General features: G+C 46.6%; 16 protein-coding genes and 1 pseudogene. 5 read left to right on the forward strand and 12 right to left on the reverse strand.

Translation table 11 applies throughout. The features are described 5' to 3' along the window. Positions 1–580 precede the first annotated feature (580 nt). The 3 genes and pseudogenes from ACJJI4_RS02130 to ACJJI4_RS02140 form a co-directional block, all read right to left on the reverse strand. Positions 581–1,147: an interleukin-like EMT inducer domain-containing protein gene (locus ACJJI4_RS02130; protein WP_507021926.1), complete on the reverse strand. Its 567-nt coding sequence runs from the start codon at positions 1,145–1,147 to the stop codon at positions 581–583. After that, a pseudogene (locus tag ACJJI4_RS02135) lies at positions 1,133–1,585 on the reverse strand (MAC/perforin domain-containing protein); the annotation flags it as partial. The pseudogene ACJJI4_RS02135 and the gene ACJJI4_RS02130, both read right to left, overlap by 15 nt. A 69-nt stretch (positions 1,586–1,654) precedes the next feature. Beyond that, positions 1,655–2,113 (reverse strand): hypothetical protein, encoded by a 459-nt coding sequence (locus ACJJI4_RS02140; protein WP_444926889.1) that lies wholly within the window; start codon positions 2,111–2,113, stop codon positions 1,655–1,657. 689 nt (positions 2,114–2,802) lie between these two features. Between ACJJI4_RS02140 and ACJJI4_RS02145 the strand changes: the two genes are divergently transcribed. Beyond that, complete coding sequence (locus tag ACJJI4_RS02145; protein WP_444926890.1) at positions 2,803–3,297, forward strand: nitrogen fixation protein NifB; 495 nt, start codon at positions 2,803–2,805, stop codon at positions 3,295–3,297. A gap of 54 nt (positions 3,298–3,351) precedes the next feature. Continuing rightward, entirely contained in the window at positions 3,352–3,798 is a 447-nt protein-coding gene (locus tag ACJJI4_RS02150; RefSeq protein WP_444926891.1) for a hypothetical protein, read from the forward strand. A 318-nt stretch (positions 3,799–4,116) separates the two neighbouring features. Here ACJJI4_RS02150 and ACJJI4_RS02155 read toward each other — a convergent pair whose 3' ends face one another. Then, positions 4,117–4,875 (reverse strand): tetratricopeptide repeat protein, encoded by a 759-nt coding sequence (locus ACJJI4_RS02155; protein WP_444926892.1) that lies wholly within the window; start codon positions 4,873–4,875, stop codon positions 4,117–4,119. Between the two features lie 1,099 nt (positions 4,876–5,974). On the opposite strand from ACJJI4_RS02155, the gene ACJJI4_RS02160 reads away from it, so the two are divergent. Then, positions 5,975–6,961: a transposase gene (locus ACJJI4_RS02160; protein WP_444926893.1), complete on the forward strand. Its 987-nt coding sequence runs from the start codon at positions 5,975–5,977 to the stop codon at positions 6,959–6,961. A 1,059-nt stretch (positions 6,962–8,020) separates the two neighbouring features. On the opposite strand, the gene ACJJI4_RS02165 is transcribed toward ACJJI4_RS02160, so the two are convergent. Beyond that, a complete protein-coding gene (locus tag ACJJI4_RS02165; protein ID WP_444906194.1) occupies positions 8,021–8,515 on the reverse strand; it encodes a hypothetical protein in 495 nt (164 codons plus the stop codon). Between the two features lie 485 nt (positions 8,516–9,000). Here ACJJI4_RS02165 and ACJJI4_RS02170 point away from each other — a divergent pair, with 485 nt between their 5' ends. Further along, positions 9,001–9,837 carry a transposase gene (locus ACJJI4_RS02170; protein ID WP_444906193.1) on the forward strand — a complete coding sequence of 279 codons (837 nt, stop codon included), beginning with the start codon at positions 9,001–9,003 and terminating at the stop codon, positions 9,835–9,837. 462 nt (positions 9,838–10,299) lie between these two features. Here the strand turns inward: ACJJI4_RS02170 and ACJJI4_RS02175 are convergent, their stop codons facing one another. Beyond that, positions 10,300–11,028, reverse strand: a complete 729-nt coding sequence (locus tag ACJJI4_RS02175; protein ID WP_444926894.1) for an SMI1/KNR4 family protein — start codon at positions 11,026–11,028, stop codon at positions 10,300–10,302. Positions 11,029–11,823: 795 nt separating this feature from the next. After that, positions 11,824–13,179 carry an ankyrin repeat domain-containing protein gene (locus ACJJI4_RS02180; protein ID WP_444926895.1) on the reverse strand — a complete coding sequence of 452 codons (1,356 nt, stop codon included), beginning with the start codon at positions 13,177–13,179 and terminating at the stop codon, positions 11,824–11,826. A gap of 1,292 nt (positions 13,180–14,471) precedes the next feature. On the opposite strand from ACJJI4_RS02180, the gene csrA reads away from it, so the two are divergent. Further along, entirely contained in the window at positions 14,472–14,660 is a 189-nt protein-coding gene (gene csrA / locus ACJJI4_RS02185) for a carbon storage regulator CsrA (protein WP_444926896.1), read from the forward strand. A 160-nt stretch (positions 14,661–14,820) separates the two neighbouring features. Here csrA and ACJJI4_RS02190 read toward each other — a convergent pair whose 3' ends face one another. From ACJJI4_RS02190 to ACJJI4_RS02210, 5 genes are all read right to left on the reverse strand, one after another. After that, a complete protein-coding gene (locus tag ACJJI4_RS02190) occupies positions 14,821–15,660 on the reverse strand; it encodes a hypothetical protein (protein ID WP_444926897.1) in 840 nt (279 codons plus the stop codon). A gap of 551 nt (positions 15,661–16,211) precedes the next feature. After that, entirely contained in the window at positions 16,212–18,986 is a 2,775-nt protein-coding gene (locus ACJJI4_RS02195) for a valine--tRNA ligase (protein WP_444926898.1), read from the reverse strand. 173 nt (positions 18,987–19,159) lie between these two features. Further along, positions 19,160–20,050, reverse strand: coding sequence for a hypothetical protein (locus tag ACJJI4_RS02200; RefSeq protein WP_444926899.1), 891 nt, complete (start codon positions 20,048–20,050; stop codon positions 19,160–19,162). Positions 20,051–20,074: 24 nt separating this feature from the next. Continuing rightward, entirely contained in the window at positions 20,075–20,497 is a 423-nt protein-coding gene (locus tag ACJJI4_RS02205; RefSeq protein WP_282933987.1) for a DNA polymerase III subunit chi, read from the reverse strand. Positions 20,498–20,625: 128 nt separating this feature from the next. Further along, positions 20,626–22,092, reverse strand: coding sequence for a leucyl aminopeptidase (locus ACJJI4_RS02210; RefSeq protein WP_444926900.1), 1,467 nt, complete (start codon positions 22,090–22,092; stop codon positions 20,626–20,628). Positions 22,093–22,126 lie beyond the last annotated feature (34 nt).

Consider the following 22,126-nt stretch of genomic DNA (forward strand, 5'->3'; position numbering starts at 1 on the left):
CATTCCTGTTGAATAGGAACTCTAAGAATTCATTGTAAGTCGACTCACTCATATCATTTAACGTTCGTATTTGCAGCGGGTGAAGCGTAGCGTAAGCTGTCCGACCGCGATAGCGGCGAACAAAATGTACCCAGCATGGGCGTGGACTATTGGGGTGAGAGTCCCCTGTAGGGAGATCACCTTTTAATGGGCTCCATCAAAAGCTAACTACTAGCGAATGGCAACTGCAATACCGTGAGGTTTTGTGGGAAGGAGTCCACTAGTAATGCTACGAGCTGGCGGACAGATACATCCTATAAGGCTTAGCCTAGAGGTGAGATGGCGAAGGGCACCGAAGCCATGTGATCTAACGGGTAGAGTCAATGATGCAGTTGTGTAGTGAAAGTCCATGTTCTTACCTGGGGAGATCTGTTTGAATATCTAGACACCCATCAAATAGATATTTAATTAAACTAAACTTGACAAAGCACCTCCTGAAAAACCGGTAACTGTTGGATCAAGTCTGAACTACTACAAATAAAAGAAGAAGTTAAAGCCACCCAGACGGAATGGGTGGCTTTTAGAAGTAGGTTAGCAGAAGTTAATCACGCTCAATTTCAATTGAATAGTTAATATCGCTTTCAGATTTCATTAAATGTCCATCTATCATAGCCGCTCCATCAGCACTCGTATCATGCAACTCATAAACGCCTCCATCAAAATCCCCTGGTACACCAATCATGCAAAATGGTTGACGCCAATCAAAAACGTGTTCTTTCAAAATCTTATCATTTGCTCCGCATCTTTCAAATGCATATATTAAATCACTGGTGATATATGATGACCAACCAGAATCATAACTAACAATTATTACAATCTTATCTGAATTTAGACCATTTAAGTATTTCGCTAGTCTTTTCTGCTCACTTTCATAGTACCACGTGAAGAATTGCCGAGTAGTCTTTCTATCCTCTGAAGCTTTTTCGGGGTCAGCAAGAAGGGTTAATCTATTCAGAGTAAGGACATATAAGCCGACTAAATTAGAATCAGCCTTATACACTTTGTCACCAATGTGTACATTTCCTTCTTTTACAGTCCCATCTGCTCCACCCCTCAGCTGAAACTTAACTGACATTTTAGCCATATATTTTTGAAAATGCTCTTTCATTAACTCCTGTTTTTTATCATCTTTCTCTAACCGCCAAATTTCTTGCAATGGAGAATTTATACCTAGGTCATTTTTTTCCATAGTATTTTTGTATGACCTAAATCCAATAACATCCGGGTAGCTCTGTACAGTATCCCTCCAAGACTTTAGTGCTTCTCCATTTACTTTAATAAGTGCAGCTTTAGAAGTATCACCCCCTATACAGCTAGTATTCCAACTAGCATAAGACATAAATTCATCGCTAACGTCTTTGTAATCCACTTTCCCTTCCGCTTCAGCAGCATTAGAGATAGCGTTGTACACGGCCTTAACTTCAGCACCAAATTCAAAAATAGTACTAATAGACTTCTGGGATGCTAAACTAGTAATATCACATCGACCACCCAATACAGCGTGATTAGGGTAGTGGGTACCCCACTCATCAAATAGTTTGTCGTAATTTTTAGATGAGTGGGCCTCTTCAAAAGCTTGCTTTGCTTTTTCCGTTAAAAATTCCGATGGATCTTTCTATCCAAAATTTAGTTCAATTGTGAAGTCTTGATGAATTTCTGAGTATAAAGAGTAGTAATTCTTAGTTCTCCCAGAAATATTACGATTAAAGTATGCATTGAACTGCATGCTAAAAGCACCATATGTACCTGATGCACCCATTGATGAAGAAAATTTATTCTGAAACTCTAGTCTAGACTCTGTAACTATATCTTCGGTTTCTGCATATTGATCTTGCTCGTTAACCTTTACATATTTTGGCACACGATAGATTTTTCCTGCTATTGTAACTTCCCTGTATTCATTAGCACCCAAATCAAATAATTGATCCCTAGAGCTAACCTGAAGGTCGCCAAAAACGTTAAATGCGTGACCTATCACCCTTATACCGGGAATGTATGAATAATCTTCCTCAGTATGTTTTTTAACGTAAGTTGGCTTTTTTACTATTTCGTTCCGCTCTTTTAGTTCGTTCATTTTGTGTGCTCAAAGTTAATGTGTTAATGGTAGTTGTTTAAATAAACACAAGTTTTAGATGTTTAATCAAGTCGATTGTGTAGCTATATTTCTAGCTGGTAGTTAGGTTTAATGTTGATTTCTGCCACAGAAAAAAATGCTCAACTTCAATAAAGATTTTTTTCTACCTCAATAGTACTCCTGTTTATTACCGCAAGCCACAATTGGTTGCGATCTATATCTCCAGTAATTCGTATATAATGGAGGTTTCTTTGTTGTGTGCTAGGTTTATTTCATTTATACAGCCCTCCGAAAATATTAATTGTATTTTCTATGTTTCCATTACCCTCCCCCCTAATAATAAAAATTGGGATGATTTGTGTGATAAATTTGCTAATAAATAAATTACGATTAATATCGGTGCGGTTTGAAGCACAAGAAAAACTCACCTTACGTACTTAGATGAATACGGCATACAGAGTCGAATCTTGGGGGATAGGTTCTTTTAATGCTGACCAATCGTACAGATATTAATCTGCAGATTCAGAGCCTTCGCTTATTAATTAGATGCAGGGATGCCTGGAAGACCGACAAACTTTTGCTGTTAGTTAATCCTGGACACCCACCAAATAGAAGGTACAAACCGCCATCCCTATTGACAAAAGATTGAAATTCCACAAAATACTGTATTTTTATACATGCAAATGCGCGTGCAGCCGATGACTCTACCGCGAAGCACCCAGATATCTCTTGATGCAACACCGTACTATCACTGTGTCTCCCGCTGTGTACGGCGTGCATTTCTCTGTGGCAGAGATACTGAATCCGGAAAAGATTACGAGCATCGGCGCGAATGGATTGAAAGTCGTATGCATAAGTTAGCCGAGGTGTTTGCGCTAGATATTGCCGCCTTTGCAGTAATGAGTAATCACTACCATATAGTGCTCTATATCGACACAAAATCGGCTAACAAGTGGTCTCTTACAGAGGTAATTACTCGCTGGAAAAAACTCTTCAAAGCCTCTAGCTTGGCCCAGCGCTATCTTCAGGGCGATACTCTCGATCACGCTGAGGAAGACAGGCTAAAAGAGGTCGTTTCCCTATGGCGGGAGCGTCTAATGGATATCAGCTGGTTTATGCGCTGTTTAAATGAATCCATCGCTCGCCAGGCCAATGCTGAAGACAACTGTACAGGCCGCTTTTGAGAGGGCCGGTTCAAGTCTCAGGCTTTACTGGATGAAAGAGCACTCGCCGCCTGTATGGCCTATGTAGACCTTAACCCCATCCGTGCCAATATTGCCCAGACACCTGAAGAGTCTGATTACACTTCGATTCAACAGCGTATTCGTGTGGCAGTCTCTGGTAAGCAGCCCAAAAATCTACTTCCGTTTGTCGGCGGTGAGCGTTTGAATATGCCGAAAGGGCTTCCTTTCCAGCTGGATCACTATTTGGAGTTAGTGGACTGGAGCGGCCGGCATTTAGACCCAAGAAAACGGGGTTGTATTGCCGAAAACATACCTCCTATTCTGGAGCGACTCGGCATTTCACCCAAGCACTGGCTCTATCTCAGCCGAAACTTTGAAAGTCGCTTTAAAGGCTTGGTGGGATCGGTAGAGGTTGTACAAAAAGTTTGTGCTCAACTCGATAAACGCTGGGTACACGGTATAAGAGACTGTCGGCGCCTCCTCTCAGCTACGCCCTGCTAATCTGCCCCGGCCTCAAGTACTCAACAGCACGATTACCGCCCTTTTATCGAAAAACAGCGATCCCAATAGCCTGAAGACCAATTCCAAGTATTTAATCTCCTTTACCTGTAAACCAAAGAGAAAGAGCCGCCAGAGAGGGAGGTAGTTCTATTGCCGGCACCACTCTCTAGTTATTGGCTGTCCTAGATTGTTTTCGCTATGACACTCAACTCAAATGAAGAGCTGTTCGACGCTATCGTTGGGTAGATATGTATAAAGGGTAGGGAACCACCCATTGTGGACCTGTATGATGGGTGGTGTGGGGCCGCTAGCTAGAAACTACCGGTTAGCCGAATTAGCTTTTAGGCATAAATCAAGGTTATATTTTGCCGACTTAATGTGCTTTTCCGAGTTATCAGGCAATTTTAAATGTCTTTCAAGCAGGTTAACCGCTTCGTCACATCTATTTAGGCGGATATAAACAAGAGCTAAATTATTTGCGTCTCCCAAGCTGCTTTCCTGATTCATTCTGTATGCATTCAAGTACCACTTTTCAGCCGCATTGTATTTTTTACTTTTATAGGCCTTAAGTCCTAAATCCATAAACTGACCGTGACTATACTGCGAATCAAACTCTTTTATATAGTTGCTGCCGTTATATGAGTATACATCGGTGACGTAAATAGGATTTGTTCTATGTCCAATGTAGGTTTTAACAAATATCCTCGGGTATCCATTCTTTGCCTCACCATACCACCACGACCTTTTCCCCCATTGAATATCACCAGATGGCTGATAAGAGTTATTTTTAACAATTAATATTGTCGTGAATGCATTTCCGTTGCCAATGTAGGCTGAAGGTGGGCTTAATAGAATTTCACATACCCCATCTCTGTTAAGATCCACTGCTTCAGCTGTAGCCAGGCCGGAATCACCCAAGTCTATGCTTGAATAGTTAACTTCTACCTCTGCAATTGTTTTGGTATCTATATTGCATTTATCAATATTTATATCTTTGAAAGATGGATAAATATAATCCTTTGCTCCAGCCATACACGATGCAGAAAATGTGAATAAAAAAAGTACTAATAATCTCATCACTTCTTTCCTGAAAGCTAACGACTACAGCAGGGGTAGATGGCGCGCAGCAACCTACTTGTACTTGGTACGCTCAACATGGGCGTGGACTAATGATGTGAAAGTCCCTTGTAGGAAGATCACCGTTTAATGGGTTCCATTAAATGCTAACTACTAGCGAATGGCAACTGCAACAGCGCTGAAGGAAGCGGCTGGTAAAACTATAAGCTGACGAACAGAGACATCTCTAAAGGCTTAGCCTGGAGGTGAGGTGGCCAGGGGTACCGAAGCGGGTTGATCTAAGGGGTAGAGTCAATGATGCAGTTGTGTAGTGAAAGTTCATATTTTTATCTGGGGAGATCTGTTTAGCTTGCTGCTGTCAGCGTGACCGCTGACTCATAAGTAGGGCAAACCCGCTAGCCAACATTACGGGGACAGAAAAAATGGTGGAACACAGCTGCGCCTCGGTCAGTAATGGACGAGGTGATTAAACAGAAGTCAGCCGACGGCATAGTAGCTAAATGCCAAGATTAAAACCTTGGACAGGGTGTAGGCCGGAACCTAAATCTATAAGTTAAAAGATAGAGCTAGCCTAGCGATATGCTTCTAGGCGGATGAAGTTGAGGTGGCGTACTGCTATGACACTCAGCTCAAATGAAGAGCTGCTCGACGCTGATTCCGTTACGTGATCGCTAAGTAGAAATTCATTAGGGATAGGGAGCCACCCATTGGGGACCTGCGTGATGGATGGTGTGGAGGCCGGTAGCTAGAGACTGCCGGCTACCCGATTAAAATGTTATTCTACACCAAAAGAATAGCTGCATTTTTCGCCTTTTTTGCACCAATAGAATTCTTTCATTAAAAGCTTACATTCTTCTTCATTTTTTGCGAGGTACAAATTGAAAGCATACTTACCTTCTACTTGCACATAACAGATTTTATCTCGGGCACTCAAGAATACTTCCTTATATTTAGATTCCTCGATAGGAACACCGTTTATTTTGCGGTGTTAATCCTGGACACCCACCAAATAGAAAGTATAAACCGCCATCCCTATTGACAAAAGATTGAAATCCCACAAAATGCTGTATGTTTATACAGTTAAGTGCGCGTACAGCCGATGACTCTACCGCGAAGCACCCAGATATCTCTTGATGCAACACCGTACTATCACTGTGTCTCCCGCTGTGTACGGCGTGCATTTCTCTGTGGCAGAGATACTGAATCCGGAAAAGATTACGAGCATCGGCGCGCATGGATTGAAAGCCGTATGCATAAGTTGGCCGAGGTGTTTGCTCTAGATATTGGCGCTTATGCGGTAATGAGTAATCACTACCATATAGTGCTCTATATCGACACAAAATCGGCTAACAAGTGGTCTATTACAGAGGTAATTACTCGCTGGAAAAAACTCTTCAAAGCCTCTAGCTTGGCCCAGCGCTATCTTCAAGGCGATACTCTCGATCACGCTGAGGAAGACAGGCTAAAAGAGATCGTTTCCCTATGGCGGGAGCGTCTAATGGATATCAGCTGGTTTATGCGCTGTTTAAACGAATCTATCGCCCGCCAGGCCAATGCTGAAGACAACTGTACCGGCCGTTTTTGGGAAGGCCGGTTTAAGTCTCAGGCTTTACTGGATGAAAGAGCACTCGCCGCCTGTATGGCCTATGTAGACCTTAACCCCATCCGTGCCAATATTGCCAAGACATCTGAAGAGTCTGATTATACTTCGATTCAACAGCGTATTCGTGCGGCAGTCTCAGGTAAGCAGCCCAAAAATCTACTTCCGTTTGTCGGCGGTGAGCGTTTGAATATGCCGGAAGGGCTACCTTTCCAGCTGGATCACTATTTGGAGCTAGTGGACTGGAGCGGCCGGCATTTAGACCCCAGAAAACGGGGTTGTATTGCCGAAAACATACCTCCTATTCTGGAGCGACTCGGCATTTCACACAAGCACTGGCTTTATCTCAGCCGGAACTTTGAAAGTCGCTTTAAAGGCTTGGTGGGATCGGTAGAGGTTGTACAAAAAGTTTGTGCTCAACTCGATAAACGCTGGGTACACGGTATAAGCGACTGTCGGCGCCTCCTCTCAGCTACGCCCTGCTAATCTACCCCGGCCTCAAGTACTCAACAGCACGATTACCGCCCTTTTATCGAAAAACAGCGATCCCAATAGACTGAAGACCAATTCCAAGTATTTAATCTCCTTTACCTGTAAACCAAAGAGAAAGAGCCGCCAGAGAGGGAGGTAGTTCTATTGCCGGCACCACCCTCCAGTCATTGGCTGTCCTAGATTGCTGTCCGAAAACATACCTCCTATTCTGGAGCGACTCGGTATTTCACCCAAGCACTGGCTCTATCTCAGCCGGAACTTTGAAAGTCGCTTTAAAGGCTTGGTTGGATCGGTAGAGGTTGTACAAAAAGTTTGTGCTCAACTCGATAAACGCTGGGTACACGGTATAAGCGACTGTCGGCGCCTCCTCTCAGCTACGCCCTGCTAATCTGCCCCGGCCTCAAGTACTCAACAGCACGATTACCGCGCTTTTATCGAAAAACAGCGATCCCAATAGCCTGAAGACCAATTCCAAGTATTTAATCTAATTTACCTGTAAACCAAAGAGAAAGAGCCGCCAGAGAGGGAGCTAGCTCTATTGCCGGCACCACTCTCTAGTCATTGGCTGTCCTAGATTGCTTTTGCTGTTACGTAGTGAAAGTTCATGTTCTTATCTGGGGAGATCTGTTTAGCTTGCTGCTGTGAAGCTGCTGGCGTGGCCGTTGACTCATATGTAGGCTTAGCCCGCTAGCCACCATCGCGGAGACAGAAAAAGGTGGTGGAACACAGCAGCGCCTCGGTCAGTAATGATCAGGGTGATTAAGCAGAAGTCAGCCGACGGCATAGTAGCCTAATGTCAAGATTAATACCTTGGGTAGGGTGAAGGACTGAGCCCAAACTCGACGATTTAATGGGCAGGGCTAACCTACCGATAGGTTTCCAGCCAGGGTTAAAATTGAGGTTGCGCACTGCCGTAACACCCAACTTAAAACCTGCTCGACACTTTCGTTGACTAGGGATTTATTACGGATAGGGAGCCACCCATTGTGGACCTGCATGATGGGTGGTGTGGGGGCCGGTAGCTAGAAACTACCGGCTACCTTATTTAAGAGCTTATGCAGCATAGGCTTTAATTGCTGCACCGAGAATAACGCCTGCTAAACCAATTGCACCACTTATCCACCATCTTGAATCTTTCTTGTGGTCCAGCTCGCCGCCATGAAGATTAATCGCAGTATTTATAAGAGTAGAGATATCTGAGTTGGTTAATGGAGTTCTGGAAATTCTTTTCTTTTGGTCATCTGTTAGACCCTTGTAGGCTTCCCTGGATATCTTTCTCTCTTCGTCTACATCGTATAATTTTTGATAGTTTCTTCGCCATACCAAGGATGCTCTTTCCTGTTTACTATCAAGTCGAAAGAACTCGGGGTGCTCTTCAAAGATAGCTTTCCAATAATTCCCTAGATCTTCCTTGCCTTCAATACGATCGGCCCAACCAGAAAAATCTAATTTGTAGAATTTATAAGTTCCCATAACTTGGATTGCGGCTATTACATCTGCGAGCCGGTTATCGTTTTCAGTATATGGATTTTTTTGATTCTTACTCACATTCATCCTTTGGCATTTAACGCTGCCATAAAAGGCGAGCAACTTGTTGCGAGTCCAGGCCACAAAGTGGCCGATTTCCGATGGTCTTGGTACGCCCAACATGGTCGTGGACTAATGGGGTGAAAGTCCCCTGTGGGAAGATCACCATTTAATGGGTTCCATTAGATGCTAACTACTAGTGAATGGCAACTGCAATACCGTGAGGATTTGTGGGAAGGAGTCCGCTAGTAATGCTACGAGCTGACGGACCGAAATATCCTATAAAGCTTAGCCTGGAGGTGAGGTGGCCAGGGGCACCGAAGCCATGTGATCTAACGGATAGAGTCAATGATGCAGTTGTGTGGTGAAAGTTCGCGTTCTTATCTGGGGAGATCGGTTTAGCTTTTCACTGTGTCTCCCGCTGTGTACGGCGTGCATTTCTTTGTGGCAGAGATACTGAGTCCGGAAAAGATTACGAGCATCGGCGCGAATGGATTGAAAGCCGTATGCATAAGTTAGCCGAGGTGTTTGCGCTAGATATTACCGCCTATGCAGTATTGAGTAATCACTACCATATAGTGCTCTATATCGACACAAAATCGGCTAACAAATGGTCTCTTACAGAGGTAATTACTCGCTGGAAAAAACTCTTCAAAGCCTCTAGCTTGGCCCAGCGCTATCTTCAGGGCGATACTCTCGATCACGCTGAGGAATACAGGCTAAAAGAGGTCGTTTCCCTATGGCGGGAGCGTCTAATGGATATCAGCTGGTTTATGCGCTGTTTAAATGAATCCATCGCCCGCCAGGCCAATGCTGAAGACAACTGTACAGGCCGCTTTTGGGAGGGCCGGTTCAAATCTCAGGCTTTACTGGATGAAAGAGCACTCGCCGCCTGTATGGCCTATGTAGACCTTAACCCCATCCGTGCCAATATTGCCAAGACACCTGAAGAGTCTGATTACACTTCGATTCAACAGCGTATTCGTGCGGCAGTCTCAGGTAAGCAGCCCAAAAATCTACTTCCGTTTGTCGGCGGTGAGCGTTTGAATATGCCGAAAGGGCTTCCTTTCCAGCTGGATCACTATTTGGAGCTAGTGGACTGGAGCGGCTGGCATTTAGACCCCAGAAAACGGGGTTGTATTGCCGAAAACATACCTCCTATTCTTGAGCGGCTCGGTATTTCACACAAGCACTGGCTCTATCTCAGCCGGAACTTTGAAAGCCGCTTTAAAGGCTTGGTGGGATCGGTAGAGGTTGTACAAAAAGTTTGTGCTCAACTCGATAAGCGCTGGGTACACGGTATAAGCGACTGTCGGCGCCTCCTCTCAGCTACGCCCTGCTAATCTACCCCGGCCTCAAGTACTCAACAGCACGATTACCGCCCTTTTATCGAAAAACAGCGATCCCAATAGCCTGAAGACCAATTCCAAGTATTTAATCTCCTTTACCTGTAAACCAAAGAGAAAGAGCCGCCAGAGAGGTAGCTAGCTCTATTGACGGCGCCACCCTCCAGTCATTGGCTGTCCTAGATTGCCTACGTTCTATGCCAAGATTAATACCTTGGACATGGTGAAGCCCTGAATTCAAATTCCACGAGTTAGAAGGCAGGGCTAGCCTGCCGATATGTTTCCAGTTGGATAAAGTTGAGGTAGCGCACTGCCATGACACTCAGTTCAAATGAAGATCTGCTCGATACGATCGTTGGATAGAGATTCATTTTGGATAGGGAACCACCCATTGCGGACCTGCACGATGGGTGGTGTGGGGGCCGATAGCTAGACAATACCTGCTACCCGATTTATGTATTAGCGCTTGCCAAGAATATCTTTCCACCGTTTTGAATTGTGCCAATTAATAATATCTAGCTCTGCATCTGCGTCTAACCAGTGTTCACCATCAACTAGAGCGTCTTCCAATAATTTGTACCTACCAGCTTCTAAGTGATTTGCAAAATCAGAATACATTTCTTCTATTGATGAAGCTGGGTTTAGCGCTATATTATAATCTTGATCATACAAAACTATTTGACCAATCTTACCTTCTGAATTTGGATCTAAGTCTATAAACAGCCCACACCCGCTAGAGTCATCTCCTATTGGAATACGCATCATACTTGATACGGAAGTTACCTTTACCCCTGGATCAGCATAATTTAATGCTGGAAGATCTTTCATATCTTTAATATTTTTTAGTCTGGAGTACTCTAGTAGGACTTCTTCAATTGAATAGAACTGTAAACCATAAACAAGATTTGCAACAGCATTCCTATTTAAGCCATTGTGGATTCGATAAAGCTCTTTTAAGTCCTCAGGCAATTTTTCACCGATAGTTTCTTCCAGTTCAGTTATAGCTTCTTCACTAGCAGGAGGGTTTAGCGCATCCCGTATTTTAGGAGCATTTTCAGATAGCCAGCCATCTATTCGCTTCCACGAATTACGTAACGTTAAATCTGTCTTTTCTTTTTGCATATCTATATTATTTGTAGCGCAACCCAGCAAAACAAATACAACTGCCATTAAAAGTAATTTTTTCATTTCAAAGGCTCTACCCAAAAAACACATAACATCCGTAGCAGGCGTGCGTATTTTGTGTCGCCCGACTGCGTTTGGTACGCCCGGCATGGGTGTGGACTAATGGGGTGAAAGTCCGGCGTAGGAAGATCACCGTTTAATGGGCGCCATTAAACGCTAACTACCAGCGAATGGCAACTGCAACGCCGTGAGATCTTGTTATGAGCAAGCCGCTGGCAAAACTACGAGCTGACGCACAGAAACATCATATAAGGCTTAGCCTGGAGGCGAGATGGTCAAGGGCACAGAGGCTGATTGATCTAACGTGTAGAGTCAATGATGTAGTTGTGTAGTGAGAGTTCACGTTCTTACCCTTGGAGATCTGTTTAGCTTGCTGCTGTGAAGCTGTCAGCGTGGCTGGTGACTCATAAGTAGGCCCAACCTGCTAGTCACCATTGTGGGGATAGACAAAAGTGGTTGAACACAGCAGCACCTCGGTCAGTGGTGACTAAGGTGATTAAGCAGAAGCCAGCCGACGGCATAGTAGCTTAATGCGAAGATTAAGACCTTTGACATGGTGAAGGCCTGAACCCAAAATCCACGCATTAAAAGACAAGGCTAACCTACCGATATGTTTCCAGTCGGATAAAGTTGAGGTAGCGCACTGCCATGACACTCAACTCAAATGAATAGCTACTCGAAACTATAGTGGGTTAGAGATTCATTACGAATAGGGAACCGTCCATTGCGGACCCGCACGATGAGTGTGTGGGGGCCGATAGCTAGAAACTACCGGCTACCCGATTTAGGCATTGATACTTATAAAAGCCTAAGTCGCGCTTGACCTTCCGTTGAAGAAAAACTGTATACACCTTCTGAGGAGCAATGCAATTCAACATTCGATCTGGCACAGCTACAAACGAATCTAGTTAACCAATGATTAATGGAAGCTAGGTCAATTTTTCTAGTGCCATCTAAATTTACCCCGTGGTAACTAGGGTTTAAATAATGAAAGATGTCCTCATCTGTAAATCTACTAATTTTATGCGCTTTCAGTATTTCAAAGAATGTTTCAAGAAGAACATTCCATGGGTGTAACAGAAACTCTCCCTGCATATTTATTTTCTTTATAAGATCTGGAGATATTTCATCGTCAGAAAGAACACGTTTATTCTTAGTTGCACCTTTCTTCTTATAAGTTTTCCACATCTCTCGGAAGTGCTTTTTATCTGCAGGCTTGAGCGCTTTCGTATCTCTAATTAAAACTCCAAAGTCCTGACCTGTGTACGCACACATTGAAATATCAGCACCTTGACTTATTAGAAGGTCGATCGTTTCTCGAAGTCTTTTTCTTGTATTATTATCACTGACTCCAAAGTATCGATTAAGCGCATGCATTAAAGGTGTAGCTCCACTTCGTATATCACGCTTATTAATATCTGCACCGCGTTCCAGGAGCCAGTTAATTTGTTCTATCGCAGTATACGCCGAAGCCTGCATCAACGCAGAACGACCAGAATGACTGCCCAACCTATCTACCTCTTCGTCAAGCTCGTATAGTTTATCCATTAATTTCAAAAGCATATCCACACGTTTCGGTTGCTTAGAAGAATTAATCACAAATTGCCAGATTGGTTCGGGGGAAGAGCTTGCGTATTTATCATTAGCTATAAGCAAGGATGCAAAACCATAGCGCCCAGCCTTTAACGCCAAGCCAGTATATGACGACTGATTTCTAGGGTTGAAATCAATTTCTGATGACATAAATGCACTATAGACTTCCGTTATATATTTTTGACGTTCATCTAAATTATTTGAAGCATTAAATTCATCTTCAATCAGTGAAATTGCTGCAAACCAAATTGGCCTGCCTCCAAAACCAGCAAACCCCGAAGCGTCACATATTGATGATGCACCGCTATTTGCGAATTCAATAGCAGCTTGTGAATAATCGCTCAAGACAGATATTTTTTCTTTCTTACTTTTCAATTCCGCGAGATGATTTCGTGTTACATTAAATATAGATTGGAAAGCGATTATTTCTTCTCGTTTTTCTAGGCCTGCAAAGTGCTGAACTTCATCTTCTTCCCACCATCGGCCATCCGGATCTAACCCGGCGGAAAGTAGCAAATCTCGATAAATTGATCTAAGGATTTGTTTTCTTTTTTCATTCATCCAAATAGTCTCTACATATTTTGCTTAGCAGCTATATAGTAATAATAATTCTGACCACTATTGTCATGATTATTATCTCAGAATCAATTTCTACTCCACAGCCTAAATTTCTATTTAATACTGTAGACTTAAAGTAATCTGACACGTGTGTACAAACTGGAAAAGCGATCACTTTGACTACTATCTCAATTTTAACATTAGTCCTTAACCCATTGATTTAACGACTTTTGTTAGATCTATCTTCTTGCTCCCCAATATAACGGTCAATATGATCGTAAACCCCTAAGCTAGCACTCACGAACTTTATCAGGTTGGGTCTAATTGGGGGTAAGGTATCAAGTGTACCTCTGAATAACTCCGTAATATCTCTGCGGATCTTGAAGGCTACAGATATTAGGTGCAGTTCACCGCGAATGGCCGTAGTCCTTTGCAAGTGTTGCAACGCAGCAGCTGTGGTCCGCCTTCGGGGCTTCCATAACGATTCATGCCCCGTGTTGCGACTGCTTGTACGGTCTAGCTAGACATTCCTGCGAAGCTGCGTTCTGATTGTGACCGCTCTGTAAGTAGAAGCATCACTGGGTTGTTCAAAGGCTCCTAAACCCCGCAGTAATATCCTAAAAGTCTGCAAACTACTTTGGTTTATCGATAGATCTTTTCTGTAGATATGTGGAAGACATTTCAGCGGTATTGATGATCTATTGTTTTCTGAATTCCAGTGTGGGAGCCGTTGGGGGTATTAATTTTCACAGCCAATTTTATGCACAGCCGAAATTTCCAAAGCGTGAGCAATAAAAAATATAGGCACAAAAATAATCTTATTGGATTTTATTGGAGTTTGTTTTAGTGTCAAAGCTGCGTAAAATCGGTGGATATTTATTGGTATTTGGGTCGTTATTGAACAGCCTTCTAAAGGCCGATGACCAAAGAGATTCGAGAGAATCAAGAATTTTCTAAAAACCATTCCCTCAAAGGAGAACGGTAGCGTGACGTAAGAGTAAGTAAAAGGCGCTGACCCAAGGTGCGCTAACACCTGGGGCCAGCTAACCAAATTGATAACCCAAGTATCAAAATGGCTATATGGATCATACGCTAGAAACCCGCTCGTCTTCAATAAAGTGGAGTCCATTCAGTAGTTTGGGGCGTGTCCCTTGGCTCTGGAAGCGTTGCGTCTGCCTTTTCTACCTCTATGCCTACCGTTCTCGCGCTCCACCTAATACTTCCTTAAAAGTTACTTTCAAACCCTTCCATTAAGGGAGGTCTACGCATGGTTTGAGTATTAATAGGAAACAAATATGTTGATCTTAAAGCGCCGGACGGGTGAAAACTTACGGATTGGATCGAACGTCTCAATTACGGTATTGGAAGTTAAGGGTAATCAGGTAAAGATAGGCATACGTGCCCCCAAATCTCTACCCGTTCACCGTGAGGAAATCTATAGACGTGTCCAAAAGGAGAGGGTGCTGGGGGATGGAGGTGGTTGAGATTGCGGAGCACGCGAGGCAGCGGCGTGCGTTGGCGCGTCGAGTCCGCCGGGCGATAAGGTTAACGCCGTGATATACAGCGGGCTGCGCGAAGAACAGGCCGTCTGGTGGAGCCCCAAAAGGGGTGAAACGAACATCATCACCATGTTATTTTATTTCCTTACTTCACTATAATTTTTCTATTTTTTTTAATCACGTGATCAGGAAGATGGCTTTCATCCTTACTTATTCGGATAACACCACGTTCCATAATTACACTACCGTTGTAGCGGTCACCAAGACTAATTCTACCAACCAATTTCAAAACTGGAGTTGTCTTCTTTTTAGGAGTTTTATCTTCGTATTCTAAGATGCCACTTTCTTCAATCTGGAGTAGCAGTAACCAATGGAAAGTTGCAGAACCACCAGTCGAGTCGTAAGCGTGAACAACATGAATCCCAGACTCTGACGTTCCAAGATATTCGTACCCGAACAGCTCTCTATTGTCTTCACTCGAAACCTCTATGAATTTTCGTTCTTCAGATACCCGTTCTGCAATTTCACCGAAGTATCTATTACTTGAATTAGCCCCAGCAATATCGATAGAAACTATTTGCCTTCCACTATCTGAAAGCCATCCTACTAAGTCTTTTAAAAGGAGGGGATTTATCAATGTTTCTTTTTGGAACGAATATCCGTGTCTTTTCCACAGTTTCGCTGACGGAGAGTCACTTGTTATGATAAGCTCTGGCCGCTTAGTAAACTTAAAAAAATAGAGCAATGACACCGCTAGAAATATCAGGATAGCTCCAATGATTATGCCCAGTTCATCCAGCGGATTGTTTTGTAGGTTTATCTCGTATTTTTCAGATTTGATGGAAACACTACTTAGCAGCGCTATAAGTTTCGGAGCCATAATTAGGCTCATTCCAGATATGAGTGCTCCATAAATAACACGGTTCTCGACCTTAGGATTGACATAAGAATCCAGTTTCTTCAAGAATATTTCTGTTATTTGCATATTCTTCCTAATACGTGTTTATAAACTAACATTTATATATAGTAATCATTCTGACCACTATTATCATGATTGCTACCCTGGAATCAATCTAACGAAGAAATGCGTAAAAATCTTGAGGGATCAATAAATTACATACAAGCTTGAACTCTTGTTCCAAATGAAAAAATGAACACTTTACTCTCTATCCCCACTGAATAGACTTTCTCTAGCTTCCAAGAGCTTTCAATCATTCATGATCTTTGTAAAAAATAACAGCCAAGCCGATTGAAAATCATGTTGATTTCTTATCAGGGACTTAGAGGGTTGAAAAATGGTTTGGTGCTTGAAGCGTTTTAGGTCGACGACCACTTCGGTAAAGCTGTTTTTAGAGCTGACAAACCCATAACTGATGCAGGTACATTAAGCACACACTCGGATTCTGAAGTTGATAGAAAATCGAAAGGCACTAGTTCAAGAAGGGGTTGTTTGATTTATATCAAAAAAAGAAAAGGGGGCAGAGCCCCCTTTTTTAAATCAGGTCCGCTCTTTATCGGAGCGGATTACCAGAACCCTTACAGGTTGCTGATTTCCTCAAGTTGCTGCTGCAGGCGCTCGTGAGCACCTTTCATTTCCGCGAGCTTGTCCTTTTCCTTGGCAACAACGGCTTCGGGGGCTTTGTCTACAAACTTGGGATTGTTGAGCTTGCCTTCGACTCGTGCGAGTTCTTTGGAAAGTTTATCAATCTCTTTTTGCAGACGCGCACTCTCGGCTTTAACGTCGATCAGGCCGGCCATGGGTACCAGCAATTCCATATCGCCTACCAGGGCGGTGGCGGAGGCTGGTGCAGCTTCACCACTTTCCAGCCAGGTGATTTCTTCGAGGCTGGCCAGTTTGATCAGCAGGCTGCGGGCTTGCTCCAGCAGTTCTTTGTCACGGTTGGAACCGCCGCGCAGGATCAGTGGGATTTTCTTCGCTGGGGAAATATTCATTTCACCGCGAATATTGCGCACGCCTTCAATAACCTGCTTCAACCAGGCAACGGCCGCTTCCGCTTCTTCGTCGATCTTGCTGCTGTCGGCCTCTGGGTACTGCTGCAGCATAATGGTGTCACCGTTGGAACCGGCGAGGGTTTTTACACGCTGCCAGATTTCTTCGGTGATAAACGGCATCAGTGGGTGGGCCAGACGCAAGATGGTTTCCAGTACGCGGATTAGGGTACGGCGGGTGCCTTTCTTCACTGCGTCGGAGGCGTTGTCGTCCCACAGTACCGGCTTGGACAGTTCCAGGTACCAGCTGCAGTATTCGCTCCAAATAAAGTCGTACAGGGCCTGGGAGGCGAGGTCGAAGCGGTAGGTGTCCATGGCTTCGCGTACGGTAATCTCGGTGCGCTGCAGCTGGGAAATAATCCAGCGGTCGGCGATGGTCAGTTCAAAATCCGTGCTGCCGTCCTGTCCGCAATCGTGCTCTTCACAGTTTTGCAGTACGTAGCGGGAGGCATTCCAGATCTTGTTACAGAAGTTGCGGAAGCCTTCGATACGGCCCACATCAAACTTGATGTCGCGGCCGGTGGAAGCCAGTGAGTAATAGGTGTAGCGCAGGGCATCGGTACCAAAAGCAGAGAAACCTTCGGGGAAGTCCTTGCGGGTTTGCTTCTCGATCTTTTCGCGCAGGTGCGGTTGCATCAGACCAGAGGTGCGCTTCTCTACCAGGGTCTCTAGGTCGATACCGTCGATCAGGTCGATGGGGTCGATCACGTTGCCCTTGGATTTGGACATCTTCTGGCCGTGGTTGTCGCGCACCAGGCCGTGTACGTACACGGTGTTAAACGGTACTTCCTTCTTGAAGTAGAGGGTCAGCATCATCATGCGCGCGACCCAGAAGAAAATAATATCGAAGCCGGTAACCAGTACGGAGCTGGGGTGGAAGGCTTTCAGTTCTTCGGTATCTTCTGGCCAGCCCAGGGTGCCGAAGGTCCACAGGCCGGAGGAGAACCAGGTGTCGAGTACGTCGTCGTCCTGGCGCAGGCTGATATCGGCGCCCAGGTTGTGCTTCTCGCGCACTTCCTCTTCGCTGCGGCCAACGTAGACTTTGCCTTCGTTGTCGTACCAGGCGGGGATGCGGTGACCCCACCACAGCTGGCGGGAAATACACCAGTCCTGGATATCGCGCATCCAGGAGAAGTACATGTTTTCGTAGTTTTTCGGTACGAACTCAACGCGGCCATCTTCAACGGCGGCGATGGCTTCATCGGCCAGGGGCTGGGTTTTCACATACCACTGATCGGTGAGCCAGGGCTCGATCACCGCACCGGAGCGGTCTCCGTGAGGTACCTTGAGGGTGTGGGGCTCTACTTTTTCCAGCAGGCCGAGGGCGTCCAGGTCGTCGACAATCTGGGTGCGCGCGGCAAAGCGCTCCATGCCTCGGTATTTTTCCGGCACTGCGTCATTCAGGTGGGCGTCGGCATCGAGGATGTTAATCATCTCGAGGTTGTGGCGCTGGCCCATTTCGTAGTCGTTGAAGTCGTGGGCCGGGGTGATTTTTACACAGCCGGTGCCGAATTCTCGATCGACGTATTCGTCGGCAATAATCGGGATTTCGCGATCCGCCAGGGGCAACTTGATGGTCTTGCCGATCAGGTGCTGGTAGCGCTCGTCTTCCGGGTGTACGGCTACGGCGGTATCGCCGAGCATGGTCTCCGGGCGGGTAGTGGCAACTACCAAGTGGCCGGAGCCGTCGGAGAGCGGGTAGCGGAAGTGCCACAGGTGGCCCTGCTTCTCTTCGTTTAATACTTCCAGGTCGGAGATCGCGGTGTGGAATTTCGGGTCCCAGTTCACCAGGCGCTTGCCGCGATAAATCAGGCCGTCTTCATACAGTTTGATAAAGACTTCCTGCACCGCTTTGTAGAAGCCGTCGTCCATGGTGAAGCGTTCGCGGGACCAGTCTGGGCTGGCACCCAGGCGGCGCAGCTGGCGGGTAATGGTGCCGCCGGACTCTTCCTTCCACTCCCAGACCTTCTCAATAAACTTGTCGCGGCCCAGGTCGTGGCGGGATACGCCTTCGGCGCCCAACAGGCGCTCTACCACCATCTGGGTGGCGATACCGGCATGGTCGGTGCCCACTTGCCACAGGGTGTTGTCTCCCTGCATGCGGTGGTAGCGAATCAGGGCGTCCATGATGGACTCCTGGAAACCGTGGCCCATATGCAGGCTGCCGGTGACGTTCGGCGGCGGGATCATAATGCTGTAGGGCTTGGCCTCAGTATCCCCGGAAGGCTTGAAGTAGCCGTTCTCCTCCCAGGTTTTGTACCACTGCTGTTCGATGGCGTTGGGCTGGTATGTTTTGTCCATGCGGGCGGGAAACCTTGTGTTTAACTGACTGCGTGCACAGCGTTTTGGCTCAGGATAGTCTGGTGCTTGCTCGGGCTGCGCGGAAAAGGCGGCAATTATACCGCCGGGGTCTGGTGGGAAAAAGGCGGTATTTGAGCTTAGGGAGTTATTCAGAGGCTCCCTTAGACCGTCTCTTAATCCCAAACGCCGAGCTCGTCGACCACGTGTTCTATTTGGGCGCGCAGGCGGCGCTCCAGTTTGGGCAGCTGTTGGGCGACGAGTTGTTCGATCAATTCCTGGCGCTGGCGCTCTTTGGCGGAGGGCTCAGGGTCTGCGGCTGGATCTTCTTCGGCGGCTTGGGCCTCAGTGCTTGGAAGTTCAGCTTCTTCCTTTACTTCAGGGGCCGGGGCCACTGTTGCTGGGGCTTCTGTTTCCGAGGGCACTGTTGCTTCGGTTACTTGGGTATTTTCTTCAACTGGCAGGGGCCGTCCACCGGTGAGGCGGGAGCGAATATGATTTGGCAGGAACGGGTTTTCCGCCCGGGGCTCCGGCTGCGGTTCGGGCTGCCCCTTCGGTTCGGCCTCTGGGGAATCTTCAGCGTTGGTTTCCCGGGAAATCTGCTCTAACGGTGTTTCAACCGGTTTATCTTCAACGGGCTCTTCGCCGAATTGCCCGGTTTCTGCGGAAGCCTGCGGTTCCTCATCCTCTACAGCCAGCTCTTGAAGCGGGCGCAAAAGAGCCAGGTCAGACTCTGCCAGCGACAGGGATTGCTGGGCCAGCATCTCTTCTTCAACCGGTGAAAATAAAATCGGCAGGTCGATATCTTCCAGTGAGGTATCGATATCTTCGAACTCACTGGTAGCTGGTGTCCCACTGGGTTTTGGTATGTCGGCAATAGTGGGAAGTGTGGGGGGCTCAGGGGTTACAGGATTACCCTGCTTGGCCACTTGGCTGAGCACGGGGATTTCTTCATTGTTCTCGTCGGTGACAAGCAAGTTGTGCAGTGAATTAAGTTCATCCAGAAATTCACTGGGCTGCTTGCGCTGCTGTCCGCGGTGCTTGTGTTTGTTTTTTTTGCCGGACATGACTCTCGGACGTAGTTAGAGGCTCTAATTAATCTTATGGGATTGTAACGGATATCCGCGATCGCGGAAGTGACCAAATCGCAATCGGGACCGTTTTAATGGTTCCGGTTGTTGGATCACAACTTCTGCCAAGCGTTCAAAGCGGCTAAACCACTTGGGTACTTTGGAGCAGAGATTGATCAGTAAGCCGTGGTGATCTGCGGGGTCTTCGCCGCTGTTAATTTCTATTTGCGCCTGTTGGTTTTCAGTTTGCGGGGCGTGAGGCAGGAAACTGTCCTCGCGAAATGTCCACAGCAGTTGATCCATCTGCTCCGCCCGTTGCGGGTCGTCCACCGCGATTAATACCCGCATACCCGCGCGGAAGGCTTTCTCAGCCAGGCGGCAGGCAAAAACATCGGCGTGTTCCGGTTGGTCGGAAGAGAGAATATAGAAATCAATGCGAGTCATTACAGATACTGGTCAAATAATCCCGGCCATATTGATACGCCGCCAAAAACAAAAGCGGCCCATTAATTAATGGACCGCCCGGCGGCCGGGCACCGATGGTGCCGGCGGCTATTGTGCGCTTTGGCTACTTATTTGCCCAGTAGATATTCAACCAGTAGGGGAACCGGACGGCCGGTTGCGCCTTTCTGTGCGCCGGACTTCCAGGCACTACCGGCAATATCCATATGTGCCCATTTGTAGTCTTTGGCAAAACGCGCCAGGAAGCAGGCAGCGGTTACTGAACCGGCTTCGCGTCCACCGATATTTTGGATATCGGCAAAATTGGAATCCAGGGAGGACTGGTACTCGTCCCACAGCGGCATTTGCCATGCGCGGTCGCCAGTAGTTTCGCCAGCCTGGAGAAGGTTCTTGGCAAGTTCTTCGTTATTGGCGTAGAGACCGGTGGCGTGATGGCCCAGGGCAATAACACAGGCACCGGTGAGGGTGGCGATATCAATCACTGCGCTGGGCTTGAACTTGGCTGCGTAGGTGATCGTATCGCACAGAACCAGGCGGCCTTCGGCATCGGTGTTGAGGATTTCGATGGTTTTGCCGGACATGGAAGTCACAACATCACCGGGCTTGCTGGCACGGCCGCTGGGCATATTTTCAGCAGCGGCAACCAGGCCTACTACGTTGATAGAAGGCTGCAGTTCAACCAGGGCGTTCATCACGCCGAAGACACTAGCGGCACCGCCCATGTCGTATTTCATTTCGTCCATAGCCTGGCCCGGCTTGATGCTGATGCCGCCGCTATCGAAGGTGATGCCTTTACCGACCAATACCACAGGTTTTTCGCTGGCCTTGCCGCCTTTGTAGTTCATGGCAATCAGCGCGGGGGGCTCGTCGCTGCCTTTGGAGACGCTGAGGAAAGCACCCATGCCCAGGGCTTTCATTTTCTTTTCGTCCAGCACGCTGGTGGTGAGCTTTGCATGTTTTTTGGCCAGAGCTTTAGCTTGGGCAACCAGGTAGTTGGGGGTACAGATATTGCCTGGGAGATCCCCCAAATCACGGGCGACATTACTGCCCAGTGCTTGAGCGGCACCTACTTCCATGCCGCCTTGAATAGCTTTCAGCTGCTTTTTCTCTGGGGCGTGGATGGTAAATTTCGCCAGGGGCAGGGGCTTTGCATCGGTGCGGGACAGGGTGTAGCGGTAGCTTGCCAGACCAGCGGCCATGGCGATTTGCTGTGCTTTCCAGCGATTGTCGGCACCTTCAACCTCTACTTCGCACAGGTAGCTCGTGGCTTCTTTAAAGTTCTTTACTCCATTGGCACTGCTGGCTGCCAGCTTGCGGAATTCCGCCTGGCTGATGGTGCCTTTACCGGTGCGTACGACCAGAACGCGCTCGCTGGGAACGTCGATAAGATTGATCAGCTGGGTGCTGCCGGATTTGGCCCCCAAGTCCCCGCGCTTGAGGATTTTTGCAATGATTCCCCCGGTCAGTTTATCCAGGCTTTTTCCACTTTCGCTGAGGTTATTTTTGGCATCTGCTGAAATAATTGAGCAGGCACTGCGTTGTTTACTGATATCTGCAACCTTGGCGGAGAACTGCATTTTTCGCTTTCCTTAAAATCTGACAATAGATTGC

The organism is Microbulbifer maximicatervae (SeqCode) (assembly GCF_052467305.1).

What these genes read in the sequence shown, in the direction of transcription:
- ACJJI4_RS02210 (WP_444926900.1), bottom strand. Translation starts at nt 22,092, where the DNA reads ATGCAGTTCTCCGCCAAGGTTGCAGATATCAGTAAACAACGCAGTGCC.
- ACJJI4_RS02140 (WP_444926889.1), bottom strand. Translation starts at nt 2,113, where the DNA reads ATGAACGAACTAAAAGAGCGGAACGAAATAGTAAAAAAGCCAACTTAC.
- ACJJI4_RS02205 (WP_282933987.1), bottom strand. Translation starts at nt 20,497, where the DNA reads ATGACTCGCATTGATTTCTATATTCTCTCTTCCGACCAACCGGAACAC.
- ACJJI4_RS02160 (WP_444926893.1), top strand. Translation starts at nt 5,975, where the DNA reads ATGACTCTACCGCGAAGCACCCAGATATCTCTTGATGCAACACCGTAC.
- ACJJI4_RS02130 (WP_507021926.1), bottom strand. Translation starts at nt 1,147, where the DNA reads ATGAAAGAGCATTTTCAAAAATATATGGCTAAAATGTCAGTTAAGTTT.
- ACJJI4_RS02155 (WP_444926892.1), bottom strand. Translation starts at nt 4,875, where the DNA reads ATGAGATTATTAGTACTTTTTTTATTCACATTTTCTGCATCGTGTATG.
- ACJJI4_RS02170 (WP_444906193.1), top strand. Translation starts at nt 9,001, where the DNA reads ATGCATAAGTTAGCCGAGGTGTTTGCGCTAGATATTACCGCCTATGCA.
- ACJJI4_RS02150 (WP_444926891.1), top strand. Translation starts at nt 3,352, where the DNA reads ATGGCCTATGTAGACCTTAACCCCATCCGTGCCAATATTGCCCAGACA.
- ACJJI4_RS02190 (WP_444926897.1), bottom strand. Translation starts at nt 15,660, where the DNA reads ATGCAAATAACAGAAATATTCTTGAAGAAACTGGATTCTTATGTCAAT.
- ACJJI4_RS02175 (WP_444926894.1), bottom strand. Translation starts at nt 11,028, where the DNA reads ATGAAAAAATTACTTTTAATGGCAGTTGTATTTGTTTTGCTGGGTTGC.
- ACJJI4_RS02180 (WP_444926895.1), bottom strand. Translation starts at nt 13,179, where the DNA reads ATGAATGAAAAAAGAAAACAAATCCTTAGATCAATTTATCGAGATTTG.
- csrA (WP_444926896.1), top strand. Translation starts at nt 14,472, where the DNA reads ATGTTGATCTTAAAGCGCCGGACGGGTGAAAACTTACGGATTGGATCG.
- ACJJI4_RS02195 (WP_444926898.1), bottom strand. Translation starts at nt 18,986, where the DNA reads ATGGACAAAACATACCAGCCCAACGCCATCGAACAGCAGTGGTACAAA.
- ACJJI4_RS02200 (WP_444926899.1), bottom strand. Translation starts at nt 20,050, where the DNA reads ATGTCCGGCAAAAAAAACAAACACAAGCACCGCGGACAGCAGCGCAAG.